Origin of the sequence: Metabacillus sp. B2-18 (assembly GCF_021117275.1) — a bacterium.
GTDB lineage: Bacteria > Bacillota > Bacilli > Bacillales > Bacillaceae > Metabacillus.
This window is the reverse complement of the sequence record NZ_CP088245.1, coordinates 3,669,779-3,684,100: the sequence shown is the minus strand read 5'-3', so window position 1 is coordinate 3,684,100 and position 14,322 is coordinate 3,669,779. Positions and strand designations below refer to the sequence as shown.

Genomic DNA, 14,322 nt, shown 5'->3' with positions numbered 1-14,322 from the left:
ATGTCTATTTGTTTATGTATGTTTTTGGATAGATATTGGGAACAAGGGTGGAACCACGGTCCATTGATAAGTTATCTAACTCGTCCCTTTTTTAGGGACGGGTTTTATTTATTTTTAGGCAATTTTAAACGAGCCTATTTTAAAAAATTTATATCATTATATGAGGTGAACAAGGATGTCAGACGTTATAAAAATTGCGTTTCCAGACGGAGCTGTAAAGGAGTTTGCAAAAGGTACCACAACAGAAGACATTGCGGCATCCATTAGCCCTGGTTTAAGAAAGAAGTCACTTGCAGGGAAAATTGATGGTCAATTGGTCGACTTACGTACACCAATTGAAGAAGATGGTGCAATTGAAATTGTTACACAAGATAGTGCTGAAGCATTAGAGATTATGAGACATTCGACTGCCCATTTAATGGCGCAGGCTATTAAGCGTTTGTATAAAGATCAGTCAGTAAAACTGGGAATTGGACCAGTTATTGAAAATGGTTTTTATTATGACATTGATATGGAACAAGCCATTACTCCTGAGGATCTACCGGCAATTGAAAAGGAAATGAAAAAGATTGTAAATGAGAACCTTGACATTGTACGTGTAGAAGTAAGCCGTGATGAAGCAAAACGCCGTTATGAAGAAATTCAAGATCCTTTAAAGCTTGAGTTACTTGAAGCAATTCCTGAAGGAGAGGCAGTTTCATTTTACGAGCAAGGTGAATTTTTTGACCTATGCCGTGGAATACACCTTCCTTCAACAGGTAAAATTAAAGAATTTAAATTATTAAGTGTTGCTGGAGCATACTGGCGTGGGGACAGCAATAACAAAATGTTGCAACGAATCTATGGAACAGCTTTCTTTAAAAAAGCTGACTTAGATGAACATCTTCGTTTATTAGAGGAAGCAAAAGAGCGTGACCACCGTAAATTAGGTAAAGAGCTTGGATTATTTACTTCTTCTCAAAAAGTTGGACAAGGTTTACCGCTTTGGTTACCAAAAGGTGCAACAATTCGTCGTATTGTTGAGCGCTACATTGTTGATAAAGAAGAGCGCTTAGGCTATCAGCACGTGTACACACCTGCTTTAGGAAGTGTTGAGCTTTACAAGACATCTGGACACTGGGAGCACTATCAAGAGGACATGTTTCCTAAAATGGAGATGGATAATGAAGATTTAGTTCTTCGCCCAATGAACTGTCCACACCATATGATGATTTATAAAAATGACATTCACAGCTACCGCGAACTACCAATTCGTATTGCTGAGCTTGGATTAATGCATCGTTATGAAATGTCAGGAGCACTAACTGGTTTACAGCGTGTTCGTGGAATGACGTTGAATGATGCTCATATCTTTGTACGACCTGATCAAATTAAAGATGAATTCATTCGTGTTGTACGTTTAGTTGAAGCTGTTTACAAAGACTTTGGAATTGATAAATATTCATTCCGATTATCTTATCGTGATCCGGAAGATAAAGAAAAGTATTTTGACGATGATAACATGTGGGAAAAAGCACAAAGCATGTTAAAAGGTGCAATGGATGAATTAGGTCATGATTATTATGAAGCAGAGGGAGAAGCGGCATTCTATGGCCCGAAGCTTGATGTACAAGTAAGAACAGCTCTAGGCAAAGATGAAACTCTTTCAACTGTTCAATTAGACTTCTTACTTCCTGAGCGCTTTGATTTAACATACGTTGGTGAAGATGGAAAACAACATCGACCTGTTGTTATTCACCGTGGTGTTGTTTCAACAATGGAACGTTTTGTTGCCTTCTTAATTGAAGAATACAAAGGAGCATTTCCAACATGGCTTGCACCTGTTCAGGTTCAAGTCATTCCAGTATCACCAGCTGTTCATCTTGATTATGCTAAGCAAGTTCAAGAGCAACTTCAAGAAGCTGGACTTCGTGTAGAGCTGGACGCTCGTGATGAAAAATTAGGGTATAAAATCCGTGAATCTCAAATCCAAAAAATACCGTATATGCTTGTAATTGGTGATAACGAGATTACTGAGAAAGCTGTTAACGTTCGTAAATATGGTGAACAAAAATCGGAAACTGTTCCATTCGAACAATTCTTAGAACAGATTAAGCAAGAAGTAAAAAGATCATAATGTAAAAAACAGTAGAGGCATTAGGCCCTACTGTTTTTTCATACATTAACTAATTAAAAAAGTTATTGCATGAATGAAATCGTTCTGTTAGAATAACTTATGTTGTTAAAAAACATACAGTACTTACTTGCAACAAACTAGTAATGGTGTTATAATTTTCAAGGTAATTGAATAGTCTTTTATATATACAAGTAGAAGCACCCGCTTCTCACCTGATTGACACATCCGTTTGTAGTTGGCAGGTTGCGATGATAGATGATAACAATCGTAGTGTGGGTGTTTTGCGTCCACGCTTTTTTATTTTTCCTGAAAAATAAAAGAACCGTGACCTACAAAACCGGATTTAAAAATCACTATTCAGTTTTTAAAAAACCTTGGAGGTGGCTAATTATTAGCAAAGATATGATGGTAAATGACGGAATTCGCGCACGTGAGGTTCGTCTAATCGGTGCCAACGGAGATCAGCTTGGAATTAAATCTCGCCAAGAGGCTTTAGAAATTGCAACAAGAGCTAATCTAGATTTAGTTTTAGTAGCTCCTAATGCGAAGCCTCCTGTATGCCGCATCATGGATTACGGTAAATTTCGTTTCGAACAGCAAAAGAAAGAAAAAGAAGCACGTAAAAATCAAAAGATTATTAATCTTAAAGAGGTTCGCTTGAGCCCAACAATCGATGAACATGATTTTAACACTAAGCTTCGAAATGCACGTAAATTCCTAGAAAAAGGCGATAAAGTAAAAGCTTCTATCCGCTTTAAAGGCCGTGCAATCACTCATAAAGGAATCGGTCAAAAGGTGCTTGATCGTTTCTCTGCAGAATGTGCTGATTTAAGTACGATTGAATCACATCCAAAAATGGATGGTCGTAGCATGTTCCTAGTTTTAGCACCGAAAAATGAAAAGCAATAATCCCTTAAGGAGGAATACCTTATGCCAAAAATGAAAACTCACCGTGGAGCTGCTAAGCGTTTCAAAAGAACAGGCTCTGGTAAACTTAAACGTTCACATGCTTACACAAGTCACTTATTCGCTAACAAATCTACAAAAGCTAAACGTAAATTACGTAAATCAACTGTAGTAAGCAAAGGCGATTTCAAACGTATTCGTCATTTATTAGACAATCTTAAATAATCGGACCATCGTAATATAGGAGGGAATTTACATGCCAAGAGTAAAAGGCGGTATCGTTTCACGTAAACGTCGTAAAAAAGTATTAAAATTAGCTAAAGGTTATTTCGGTTCTAAACATAGATTATACAAAGTTGCAAACCAACAAGTAATGAAATCATGGATGTATGCTTACCGTGATCGTCGTCAAAAGAAACGCGATTTCCGTAAGTTATGGATCACTCGTATCAATGCAGCTGCTCGTGTAAATGGTCTTTCTTACAGCCGTTTAATGTACGGATTAAAGCTTGCTGGTATCGAAGTAAACCGCAAAATGCTTGCTGACTTAGCAATTGCTGATGAAAAAGCATTTGCTCAATTAGCAGATGCTGCTAAAGCACAGCTTAACAAATAATTGAACGCGAAAGAGCTGACTCTTAAATGAGTTAGCTCTTTTTTCATAGAATGGGCTACTATTTATATAAAAACAAAGGAGAAAAACATGACCTATCTAATTGGTTTTTATTTATTACTAAATCTTATTGGTTTTACGATAATGGGCATGGATAAGAATCGAGCTAAAAAAGGAGAATGGAGGATTAAGGAGTCAACGCTTTGGCTTGTTGCTGCTATTGGAGGAGCTTTAGGTAGCTATTTAGCTATGAGGACTTTCCGACACAAAACAAAGCATTCTTCATTTAAATATGGGCTGCCTATTTTAACTTTGGTACATATCGGTCTTTTTGTTTATTTATCTGTTCGATTAGCATAAACTCATACACCTTCTCGTAAAATGGAAACAAACACTACAAACCTCTAGAATGGCAAACATGAAAGTGGTGATGAAGATTCAACTCGCAACCTCCACTGTATTAACAGCTATTGAAACAACTGGATTTTTTGCGCCCGTGGTCTTTATTTTGTTTCATATTATTAGGCAGTTTCTTCTTATTCCTGTAGCGGTAGTATGTTTAGCAGGTGGGATCTTATTTGGTACACTTCCTGGATCGTTGTATTCTGTCATTGGACTAACATGTGCTAGTATTACATTTTATTTTTTCTCCAAACTCTTTCCGATTTTTATTAATCGATTTGTTAAGATGAAAGAGAAATGGTTGGGAGCTTATACAAACTTATCAGTTATGCAAATTATCATTTTAAGAGTTATTCCTTTTGTTAACTTTTCTCTGATTTCTTTATGTATTTTAGACAAAACAAAAACATTTCGTCGTTATACGAAGGTATCGTTTTTAACACATATTCCGTCAACTCTTTGTTTTACTTGTTTAGGTGCTTCAATTCAAACCCTATCACCATTATTAATCGCTGGCATTGTTATGATGTTACTAGCATTAATTTATTTTTTTAGAGAAAAACAGGCCTTTATTAAATGGAGCGATTTTTTTGTGAAGGAAAAAGCATAAAAGCTTGAGAAAAATCATCTCAAGCTTTTTTGTATTGTATCAATTTTCACGTTTCTTAATTAACAATTCCTTAATAGGGCTTTTCCAATCAACTTTAGAAAATGGATAACGTTTTTTTACTTCTTCCTCAATAGTATTAAAATCATCCAATGTTAGCCCTTGTAAGCTGCTAGTTGATTTTGTCCATATAAATACTGACACGACCTCGAAAGCGTTAGTTGTTGTCCCTAGATATTTTTCTCCTTCAAATAATGCGCCCTTATAGGTGAGAAGGAAGTTTTTTCTTACATTTTCTTTATCATCTAAAAAATAAAATTGCTTTTGTTCATGAGCTAATTCAAGCTTTCGTTTCGGGTTAAATAAATATTTAAAACCTGAATAAAGCAGAAATAGGATGATAACGATTAAAAGTAATCGTAAAATTATCACAATCATTTGCTAACCCCTCCTCAGGGTAATTTTCCTTATATACGAATAAAGGTAGAAAAGGTTTCAAGTTTTTCTCAATTTGTTATAATTTTTTTGAAGATATTTTTTAATGGGGGATAAGTTCATGAACTTTTCAATACTATTTAACATGCAGCAAGAATTAGACAGCAAAATAGAAGCTCAACACCAACTACAAAATGAAAATTTAATTGAGCGAAAAGTATTAGCATTATTAGTTGAAGTCGGAGAGTTAGCTAATGAAACAAGATGCTTTAAATTTTGGAGTTTAAAGCCACCTGCATCAACTTCCGTTATATTAGAAGAATATGTAGATGGCATCCATTTTATCCTGTCATTGGGATTAGAGATGAAAGTAAATACGTTGTTAGATTTAAATGAGGTACAAGCGGATCGAACGATTACAGAACAATTTTTAAAGGTATATGAAACAATTCAAGCTTTTAAAAAAGATCAATCTCACGCAACCTATAAAGATATGTTTGAAGAATATTTATTGCTTGGAAAATTGTTAGGTTTTTCATCAAAGCAAGTGGAAGAAGCATATATTTCAAAAAATGAAGTGAATCACCAAAGACAGGAGCAAGGTTATTAAACCGTGCTATTTTCTTTCGACTAAATACTTGTTGTATAATGAATATGATTGTTAATAGAAGGAGGCAACATAATGACAAAGCTAGATGAAACGTTAACAATGCTAAAAGATTTAACAGATGCAAAAGGCATACCTGGAAACGAGCGTGAAGTTCGTGATGTAATGAAAAAATACATAACTCAATATTCTGATGAAGTGACAACAGATCATTTAGGAAGCTTAATTGCTAAAAAGGTTGGACAAGAAAACGGACCTAAGATTATGATTGCGGGCCACTTAGATGAAGTAGGCTTTATGGTGACACAAATTGATGACAAAGGCTTTCTTCGTTTTCAAACAGTTGGAGGTTGGTGGTCACAGGTAATGCTTGCACAACGTGTGACGATTGTGACAAGTAAAGGTGACGTAACTGGAATTATCGGCTCTAAGCCTCCACATATCCTACCTCCTGAGGCTCGTAAAAAACCGGTCGAGATTAAAGATATGTTTATTGATATTGGTGCAACAAGTCGTGAGGAAGCTTTAGAATTTGGTGTGAAACCAGGTGACCAGGTTGTTCCTTATTTTGAATTTACAGTGATGAAAAACGAGAAGTTTCTTCTTGCGAAAGCTTGGGACAACCGAATTGGCTGTGCGATTGCAATCGATGTATTGAAGAATTTAAAAGGAACGGATCATCCAAACGTAGTATATGGTGTTGGGACTGTTCAAGAAGAGGTTGGTTTACGTGGAGCAAGAACTTCTGCTAACATGATTGAGCCTGATATTGCTTTCGGTGTTGACGTAGGTATTGCTGGAGATACTCCGGGTATATCAGATAAGGAAGCGGCAAGTAAAATGGGTGAAGGTCCACAAATTATTCTTTATGATGCTTCAATGGTATCTCATAAAGGCTTGCGTGATTTAGTAACAGATACAGCCGATGAATTGAGTATTCCATATCAATTTGATGCGATTGCCGGTGGCGGTACTGATTCAGGTGCGATTCATATCTCGGCAAACGGGGTACCTGCGTTATCTATTACAATCGCTACTCGCTACATTCACTCACATGCAGCAATGCTTCATCGTGATGACTATGAAAATGCCGTGAAATTAATTACTGAAGTTGTAAAGAAATTAGATCGTGACACAGTAAACAAAATTACATTTGATTAAAAATAAGAAATGCTGGGGAGATCTCCCCAGCATTTTTTTATTGAACGTTCTTGTTTAGACCTTGCTCTAACATTGTTAACATTTCTTTTTTATCTTCATTATTAGCATTTTGCCAAATCACTTCGAAAAGAACACCTAAGCCTGGTAGCATTTTTTCTTCACCGCTTTGTATAGCATCAACAATCGTGTCTTGTAATTGATCTTGCGAATTTCCTGAAACATTTGAGATAACTGCATGGCGTAGATTTAAATTCAATGTAGCACACTCCTTCTTTTTAGCTTTAATTATTTCTAGCTTCGTTCCTTGATGAGTAAAACTTATGTAAAGTATCAAGGCTTCTCCGCATTTAATTTTAGAATTTGTTAATTAGGTTAGAATTATGTATGATTGGAAAGAGAAAATGGAATTGTTATAAAAGGAGTATGAAAGTGGATCGAATAGAATCAGTCAAAAATCCAAGAGTAAAGCAATGGAAAAAATTACATACAAAAAAAGAACGTGAGGCAACCGGTACATTTCTGATTGAAGGGCTACATCTAGTTGAAGAGGCTTTAAAAACCAAAGAAATGATTAGGTTATTAATTGTTTCGGAAGATATGTCGCTTCCACCTCATTTAAATGTCGATAATTTAAACATAACACTTGTTACAAAGGATGTTATGAAAGCAATAAGTGATACAGAAGCACCACAAGGACTAGCTGCTATATGTGAATTCCAACGAGAGCACTCTCCACAATCATGGAATAAAATTTTATTAATAGACAGTGTTCAAGATCCAGGAAACTTAGGTACAATCATACGTACTGCTGACGCGGCAGGAGTTGATGGGATAATATTAGGTGAAGGAACTGTTGATCATTATAATTCAAAGGTTATCCGTTCAAGTCAAGGTTCACTCTTTCATCTTCCAATTGCAAAAGGTAATTTAGAAGAATGGATCGATGTTTACACGGAAAAGGAAATTCCTACTTATGGTACTTCGTTGCAAAATGGGCAAAGTTATAAAGAAGTTGCTCCGGCAGAGAAATTCTGTCTGATAGTTGGTAATGAAGGTAGTGGAGTAAACGATAAATTATTACAAAAAACATCTAAAAATCTGTATATACCTATATATGGAGGGGCAGAATCGTTGAACGTGGCCATTGCAACAGGAATATTACTTTATCATTTACGTGGCTAGGCAGGTTGCGGTAACAAAAGAGTTTGATTATAATAAGATAGAAATTACATAAGCTTAAAAAACGATGACAGAGACTAGTACTTTACAGTTCGTCTACCCAGGGAGAAAATGCCTCGACTGAAAGCATTTTTTAGATTGAAGTAAATGAATTCATCTCTCGAGTTGACACTAGGACCGTTCAAGGGTTTTGGTAGGTAGTGAAGGTTTTGTTTTTAACTGACCCCCACATCCGACCTCTAAAACGTAAAGGTGTTCCGGTTTTTACCGTTATGGAAATGAAGTGAGTTGTACTTAGATATAGGAGTATGACTAACAAGGGTGGTAACGCGAATTCAACTCGTCCCTTTTATGGGGCGAGTTTTTTATTTTGCAAAAAAAGCTGCTAATACGCTTTTTAAATAAAGGAGGAAACAACATGCAGGAGCAATTAAAACAGCTTCAACAAGAAGCGCTTGAAAAAGTAGAACAAGCGCAGGATTTAAAAGCTTTAAATGACATTCGTGTCGCTTATTTAGGGAAAAAAGGTCCAATTACAGAAGTGTTACGTGGAATGGGTAAGCTTTCAGCTGAAGAACGTCCAGTAATGGGGGCGTTAGCAAATGAAGTAAGAGAAGCAATTGCTACGTCTATTTCTAGTAAGCAGGAGCATTTAGAACAGCTTGCTGTTGAGCAAAAGCTAGCAACAGAGACGATTGATGTGACGTTACCAGGTCGTCCTGTAAGAGTCGGAAATCATCACCCAATCACTGCTGTTATTGAAGAGATTGAAGATCTTTTCCTTGGAATGGGCTATCAAATTGCCGAGGGTCCAGAGGTTGAAACTGATTATTATAACTTTGAAGCTCTAAACCTGCCAAAAGGTCATCCAGCTCGTGATATGCAGGATTCTTTCTATATAACAGAAGAACTTCTTTTACGTACACATACCTCACCGGTTCAAGCAAGAACAATGCAAAAGCATGAGGGCAAGGGACCAGTTAAAATTATTTGTCCAGGTAAAGTGTTTCGACGTGATAACGATGATGCTACACACTCTCATCAATTTACACAAATTGAAGGACTTGTTATTGATGAAAACATTAGTATGAGTGATTTAAAAGGTACACTTGAAGTGTTTGCGAAGAAAATGTTTGGTGAAGAGCGTGAAATACGTCTGCGCCCTAGCTTTTTCCCATTTACAGAGCCATCTGTTGAAGTAGATGTATCTTGTTTCTTATGTGGAGGAAAAGGCTGTAACGTTTGTAAGAAAACAGGATGGATTGAAATGCTAGGAGCTGGAATGGTACATCCGAATGTATTAAAGATGGCTGGCTTTGATCCTGAAAAATATACTGGCTTTGCATTCGGGATCGGTGGAGAACGTATCGCCATGTTAAAGTACGGTATCGATGATATCCGTCATTTCTATACAGATGATGTACGATTCTTAAAACAATTTAAACGAGCGTAAATAGGAGGCTTAAAACATGTATGTTTCATATAAATGGTTAGCAGATTATGTTGATTTATCGGGCATTACACCAGATGAATTAGCAGAAAAAATCACACGCAGTGGTATTGAGGTTGAAGGTGTAGAGGTTTTAAATGAAGGCATGAAGGGTGTTGTTGTTGGTCATGTCGTAGAAAAAGAACAACATCCTGATGCGGATAAACTAAATAAATGTCAAGTGGATTTAGGAAACGGTGAAGTTGTCCAAATCATTTGTGGAGCTAAAAATGTTGATAAAGGACAAAAGGTTGCAGTTGCAACAGTAGGTGCTGTTTTACCTGGTAACTTTAAAATCAAAAAAGCCAAGCTTCGTGGAGAAGCGTCAAACGGAATGATTTGTTCATTACAAGAGCTAGGGATCGAAAGCAAGCTCGTAGCGAAGGAATATTCTGAAGGGATTTTTGTTTTCCCTAATGATGCAGAAGTTGGAAAAGATGCTTTAGAACAATTAAACCTTGATGATGCTGTACTTGAGTTAGGATTAACACCAAATCGTGCTGATGCCCTTAGCATGTTAGGGGTAGCACACGAAGTTGCAGCGATATTAAATCGTGAAGTGAAGTATCCGGAAATTTCTTATGAAAGCTCATCAGAGACAGCTTCAAATTATGTTCAAGTCAATGTAGAAGCAACTGACGATAATCCTTTATATATCGCAAAAGTAATGAAAAATGTCACGATTGCTCCTTCTCCGTTATGGATGCAATCACGTTTAATGGCAGCTGGAATTCGCCCTCATAATAATGTAGTTGATATTACAAACTTCGTACTATTAGAATACGGCCAGCCTCTTCATGCTTTTGACTATGACCGTTTAGGATCTAAGGAAATCTTGGTTCGTCGTGCAAAAGACGGAGAGAAAATTGTTACACTTGATGATCAAGAACGAACACTAACTTCAGAACATTTAGTGATCACAAATGGTACAGAGCCTGTTGCATTAGCTGGAGTAATGGGTGGAGCGAATTCAGAAGTACAATCTGATACAAAAACAATTCTTTTAGAGTCTGCTTTGTTTAATGGCCAACGTATTCGCACAGCTTCAAAAGATCATGGATTAAGAAGTGAAGCAAGTGCACGATATGAAAAAGGAGTTGACCCTAATCGTGTTCCTGCAGCTGCGGAGCGTGCGGCACAATTAATTTCTTTATATGCTGGTGGAGAAGTGCTAGAAGGAGCAGTAGAGGTTAGATCTACAACTTTTGAACCTGCTGTTGTAAAAACAACAGTTGAAAAAGTAAACAGAGTGCTTGGTATGAACATTTCAGCGGAAGAAATGAAGAGTATTTTTGAACGACTTCAATTTGGGGTGGAACTAGATAACTCTACAATCATTGTAACTGTACCTACTCGTCGTGGTGATCTAACAATTGAAGAAGATCTAGTAGAAGAAGTAGCAAGACTTTATGGTTATGATAATATCCCAACAACATTACCTGTTGGTCAAGCGATTCCAGGTAAATTAACTGATTACCAGGAAAAACGTCGCAAAGTTCGCCGTTATCTAGAGGGTACAGGATTATATCAAGCCATTACTTATTCACTAACTAGTGAAGAAAAGGCACCTAAATATGCTCTTGAAGCATCTGAACTAACTAAGCTTGCTCTACCAATGAGTGAGGAAAGAAGCGTATTACGTCTAAGTCTTCTTCCACATCTTTTAGATGCGTTACGATACAATTTGGCTCGACAAATTGATCAAGTGGCACTATATGAAATTGGATCAGTATTCCTTTCACAAGGAAAAGATGTTCAGCCGCTTGAAAAAGAACGTTTATCAGGAGCTGTTACTGGCCTATGGCACTCACACTCATGGCAGGGTGAGAAAAAGCCTGTTGATTTTTATGTTGTAAAAGGAATAATTGATGGTCTTGTTGATTTATTAGGCTTATCAGATGTGATTGAATATAAACAATCTAAACGAGAAGGCATGCATCCAGGACGTACTGCCGAAATATTCCTTGGAGAAAAGCGTGTTGGTTTCGTCGGTCAAGTGCATCCAACTGTTCAAAAGGAACTAGATCTTACAGAAACATATGTGTTTGAACTTTCATTAGTTGATCTTTTAACAGCAGATGTAGAAGAAACTCGTTTTGAAGTCATTCCTCGCTATCCTTCTATCACTAGAGACATTGCACTTGTTGTAAACAAAGATGTTATTGTTGGTGATATTGAAAAGGTAATTAAAGAAGCTGGAGGAAAAATGCTGAGAGATGTGGCTGTTTTTGACCTTTATGAAGGCGATCGTCTTGAAGAAGGGAAAAAATCAGTGGCATTCTCATTACGTTACTTCGATCCTGAACGTACGTTAACAGATGAAGACGTATCAAAGGCGCACGAAAAAGTATTAAGTGCTGTAGAAGAGAAAACTGGAGCAACATTAAGAGGGTAAAATAAAAACGAATCACCGATTTGGTGATTCGTTTTTTGTGCTTCACTTGAATAGGCTTAGTGATTGGGTAGGTTTTTGTTGAAAATTGTCTAATCGAAGATAAACGGTCCGTAATCGAAGATAAATTCTGAGAATCGAGGATAAACGGTCCGGAATCGAAGATAAATTCTCAGAATCGAAGATAAACGGTCCGTAATCGAAGATAAATTCTCAGAATTGAAGATAAACGGTCCGGAATCGAAGATAAATTCTCAGAATCGAAGATAAACGGTCCGTAATCGAAGATAAATTCTCAGAATCGAGGATAAACGGTCCGTAATCGAAGATAAATCTTCAGGAACCGCCGATAAATTACCCGAAATCACAAATAAACCCGCTTATTCGTTTCTGAGAACCTTATTGTTCATCACCTTCTAGCCAGCTTTGCTGCTTTCTCGGTATTTGCAAAATGCTTTTTTGTAATAGTAGCTAAAAATTCAGGCCCTTTTTTCTGAATAATTTTTGCAGCGGCAACGTCAACTTGTGCGCCTGCACCTTTTGGGATCATAACACCTGCTTTTTCAGATAGCTTTTCGAATTCTTTAATAAAGGAGTATCTTGCAATAATAGATGCAGCGGCAACGGCAAGGTGAACACCCTCCGCTTTTGTTGAAAAATAAATATTTTCTTTATACACTTTTTTTCCTTGAAGATACTTAAAATACACAGCGGGCTCGGCAAATTGATCAATTAAAAGTCCATCTGGTTTTTCAGGATCAATCTTGCTTAGTAGCTTGTTTATTGCCTGATTATGTAATAAAGCTTTCATTTTACCTTGTGACATTCCCTGCTGTTGTAAGTCGTTATATTTTTCATTATGAAGGACTAGTAAATGATAAGGGATTGTTTTTATAAGGTCCTTCGCAATCTCACAAATTTGAGGATCTTTTAAGTTTTTGGAATCTTTAACACCAAGCTCCTGTAATAACGGCATTTGCTCTTTTCTAACGTATGCTGCTACTACTGTCATTGGTCCGAAAAAGTCTCCAGTTCCAACTTCATCTGAACCGATAATAGAGAGACTTGAAATATTGGAAGGTGGTTGAAAACCAGTTGGCGTTTTGCTTGTTGACGGACTCTTTTTAGCTGAAGGACTAACCGTACCCCATTTGCCTGCTTCCACTTCGGCTGAAGCTCCTTGAAAAAGAACTTTACCCGATTTGTACGCAGTTATTGTACAGCCATTGGTTTTTGCTGAAAAAACAGCACCTTGAGGAGTTTTCTCTGTTCTATTGTTTTCATAGTGTTTTTCCATTTGAGTGATCGTTGTCGAATTTACTTTAATGACTGAGTTGGCCATATGAAACATCCTTTCGTTATATACTCTTTTAGAAAAGTAATGGCTATCGATATTCTTCCCATATGATAAAGCTTCGTGTTATGATAAGAATTAGGATTTGCAGGAAATGGAGGATTTATCGTTGTCAAATCGCCCTAAGTCTAAAACAACAGTAGATATATATGGTCAACAATTTTCAATTATTGGGACTGAAAGCACAAGCCATATTCGAGCTGTTGCTGCAATGGTTGATGATAAAATGCGAGAGATTAATAGTAAAAACCCTTCTCTTGATATTAATAAATTAGCTGTTTTAACAGCAGTCAATGTTGTTCATGATTATTTAAAATTAAAAGAAGATTATGAAAAACTGGAGAAACAACTAATAGAAAAGGATTGAAGCTAAGAAATGCTAGATTTCGTATTATTTATTATTCTACTATTCGGGATACTAGTCGGCTTAAAACGCGGTTTTATCCTTCAATTTGTTCATTTGACAGGATTTATTATCGCATACATAGTAGCATACCAGTATTTTGATGATCTTGCACCCAAATTGAAATTATGGGTACCTTATCCAGCTACAAGTGATGGACCAGCTATTCTCTCGTTGTTAAGTGGAGAGGATCTTGAAGGTGCTTATTATCGTGCTGTAGCATTTGTTATTCTATTTATAGGAACGAAAATTGTGATGCAAATTATCGGGACAATGCTTGATTTTGTTGCGCTGTTGCCGATATTAAAGCAATTAAATAGGTGGGCTGGATCTATATTAGGCTTTTTGGAATCATATCTTGTTTTATTTATCTTACTTTTTATTGCAGCCTTAATTCCTATGGAACAGATACAAACTGCTTTAGATCAATCAGTTTTAGCCAATTTAATCGTGAATCATACTCCTTACTTCTCAGATAAAGTTAATGAGCTTTGGATTCAATATATGTCCTAAAGAGACTGACTCAAAAGGGTAATCCCTCCATCACTCAGCAATTATGAGACCAGAGGATCTTGCCCTTGGTTTGAGTCAGTCTCTTTTGATATGTTATGAAATGGGTCAAAATTGTACATTTTCTTTAATTATTTGTATCATTTTT

16 protein-coding genes and 2 other annotated features are annotated in these 14,322 nt (G+C 36.5%); of the genes, 13 read left to right on the top strand and 3 right to left on the bottom strand.

The window, feature by feature from the left end; translation table 11 throughout:
* Positions 1-175 precede the first annotated feature (175 nt).
* From thrS to LPC09_RS18695, 6 genes are all read left to right on the top strand, one after another.
* Positions 176-2,116: a threonine--tRNA ligase gene (thrS, locus tag LPC09_RS18720; RefSeq protein WP_231307985.1), complete on the top strand. Its 1,941-nt coding sequence runs from the start codon at positions 176-178 to the stop codon at positions 2,114-2,116.
* Positions 2,117-2,299: 183 nt separating this feature from the next.
* Positions 2,300-2,421, top strand: a sequence feature (ribosomal protein L20 leader region).
* Between the two features lie 82 nt (positions 2,422-2,503).
* Complete coding sequence (infC, locus tag LPC09_RS18715) at positions 2,504-3,025, top strand: translation initiation factor IF-3 (RefSeq protein WP_162987575.1); 522 nt, start codon at positions 2,504-2,506, stop codon at positions 3,023-3,025.
* 21 nt (positions 3,026-3,046) lie between these two features.
* Positions 3,047-3,247: a 50S ribosomal protein L35 gene (gene rpmI, locus LPC09_RS18710; RefSeq protein ID WP_231307984.1), complete on the top strand. Its 201-nt coding sequence runs from the start codon at positions 3,047-3,049 to the stop codon at positions 3,245-3,247.
* Between the two features lie 31 nt (positions 3,248-3,278).
* On the top strand, positions 3,279-3,638 hold the full coding sequence (gene rplT, locus LPC09_RS18705) for a 50S ribosomal protein L20 (protein ID WP_231307983.1): 360 nt from the start codon (positions 3,279-3,281) through the stop codon (positions 3,636-3,638).
* Between the two features lie 87 nt (positions 3,639-3,725).
* On the top strand, positions 3,726-3,995 hold the full coding sequence (locus LPC09_RS18700) for a DUF1294 domain-containing protein (RefSeq protein WP_231307982.1): 270 nt from the start codon (positions 3,726-3,728) through the stop codon (positions 3,993-3,995).
* A 58-nt stretch (positions 3,996-4,053) separates the two neighbouring features.
* Positions 4,054-4,647 (top strand): TVP38/TMEM64 family protein, encoded by a 594-nt coding sequence (locus LPC09_RS18695; protein ID WP_231307981.1) that lies wholly within the window; start codon positions 4,054-4,056, stop codon positions 4,645-4,647.
* A 39-nt stretch (positions 4,648-4,686) separates the two neighbouring features.
* Here the strand turns inward: LPC09_RS18695 and LPC09_RS18690 are convergent, their stop codons facing one another.
* On the bottom strand, positions 4,687-5,079 hold the full coding sequence (locus LPC09_RS18690; RefSeq protein ID WP_379051947.1) for a sigma-w pathway protein ysdB: 393 nt from the start codon (positions 5,077-5,079) through the stop codon (positions 4,687-4,689).
* Between the two features lie 121 nt (positions 5,080-5,200).
* Here LPC09_RS18690 and LPC09_RS18685 point away from each other — a divergent pair, with 121 nt between their 5' ends.
* Together LPC09_RS18685 and LPC09_RS18680 are read left to right on the top strand one after the other, a co-directional pair.
* Entirely contained in the window at positions 5,201-5,689 is a 489-nt protein-coding gene (locus tag LPC09_RS18685) for a dUTP diphosphatase (protein WP_231307979.1), read from the top strand.
* Between the two features lie 72 nt (positions 5,690-5,761).
* Positions 5,762-6,847: a M42 family metallopeptidase gene (locus LPC09_RS18680; RefSeq protein WP_231307978.1), complete on the top strand. Its 1,086-nt coding sequence runs from the start codon at positions 5,762-5,764 to the stop codon at positions 6,845-6,847.
* A gap of 37 nt (positions 6,848-6,884) precedes the next feature.
* Here the strand turns inward: LPC09_RS18680 and sspI are convergent, their stop codons facing one another.
* Complete coding sequence (gene sspI / locus LPC09_RS18675; RefSeq protein WP_098795864.1) at positions 6,885-7,103, bottom strand: small acid-soluble spore protein SspI; 219 nt, start codon at positions 7,101-7,103, stop codon at positions 6,885-6,887.
* 173 nt (positions 7,104-7,276) lie between these two features.
* On the opposite strand from sspI, the gene LPC09_RS18670 reads away from it, so the two are divergent.
* The 3 genes from LPC09_RS18670 to pheT all read left to right on the top strand — a co-directional run bounded on the left by LPC09_RS18670 (position 7,277) and on the right by pheT (position 11,910).
* Entirely contained in the window at positions 7,277-8,029 is a 753-nt protein-coding gene (locus LPC09_RS18670; RefSeq protein ID WP_121663023.1) for a TrmH family RNA methyltransferase, read from the top strand.
* Positions 8,030-8,084: 55 nt separating this feature from the next.
* Positions 8,085-8,377, top strand: a binding site (T-box leader).
* 67 nt (positions 8,378-8,444) lie between these two features.
* On the top strand, positions 8,445-9,479 hold the full coding sequence (pheS, locus tag LPC09_RS18665) for a phenylalanine--tRNA ligase subunit alpha (protein ID WP_098795866.1): 1,035 nt from the start codon (positions 8,445-8,447) through the stop codon (positions 9,477-9,479).
* Positions 9,480-9,495: 16 nt separating this feature from the next.
* Complete coding sequence (gene pheT / locus LPC09_RS18660) at positions 9,496-11,910, top strand: phenylalanine--tRNA ligase subunit beta (protein ID WP_231307977.1); 2,415 nt, start codon at positions 9,496-9,498, stop codon at positions 11,908-11,910.
* Between the two features lie 406 nt (positions 11,911-12,316).
* Here the strand turns inward: pheT and rnhC are convergent, their stop codons facing one another.
* Positions 12,317-13,249 (bottom strand): ribonuclease HIII, encoded by a 933-nt coding sequence (rnhC, locus tag LPC09_RS18655; protein WP_231307976.1) that lies wholly within the window; start codon positions 13,247-13,249, stop codon positions 12,317-12,319.
* Positions 13,250-13,370: 121 nt separating this feature from the next.
* Between rnhC and zapA the strand changes: the two genes are divergently transcribed.
* Both zapA and LPC09_RS18645 read left to right on the top strand, forming a co-directional pair.
* Positions 13,371-13,628 carry a cell division protein ZapA gene (gene zapA / locus LPC09_RS18650; protein WP_098795869.1) on the top strand — a complete coding sequence of 86 codons (258 nt, stop codon included), beginning with the start codon at positions 13,371-13,373 and terminating at the stop codon, positions 13,626-13,628.
* 9 nt (positions 13,629-13,637) lie between these two features.
* Positions 13,638-14,177, top strand: coding sequence for a CvpA family protein (locus tag LPC09_RS18645; protein ID WP_231307975.1), 540 nt, complete (start codon positions 13,638-13,640; stop codon positions 14,175-14,177).
* The last annotated feature ends 145 nt before the right edge of the window (positions 14,178-14,322 follow it).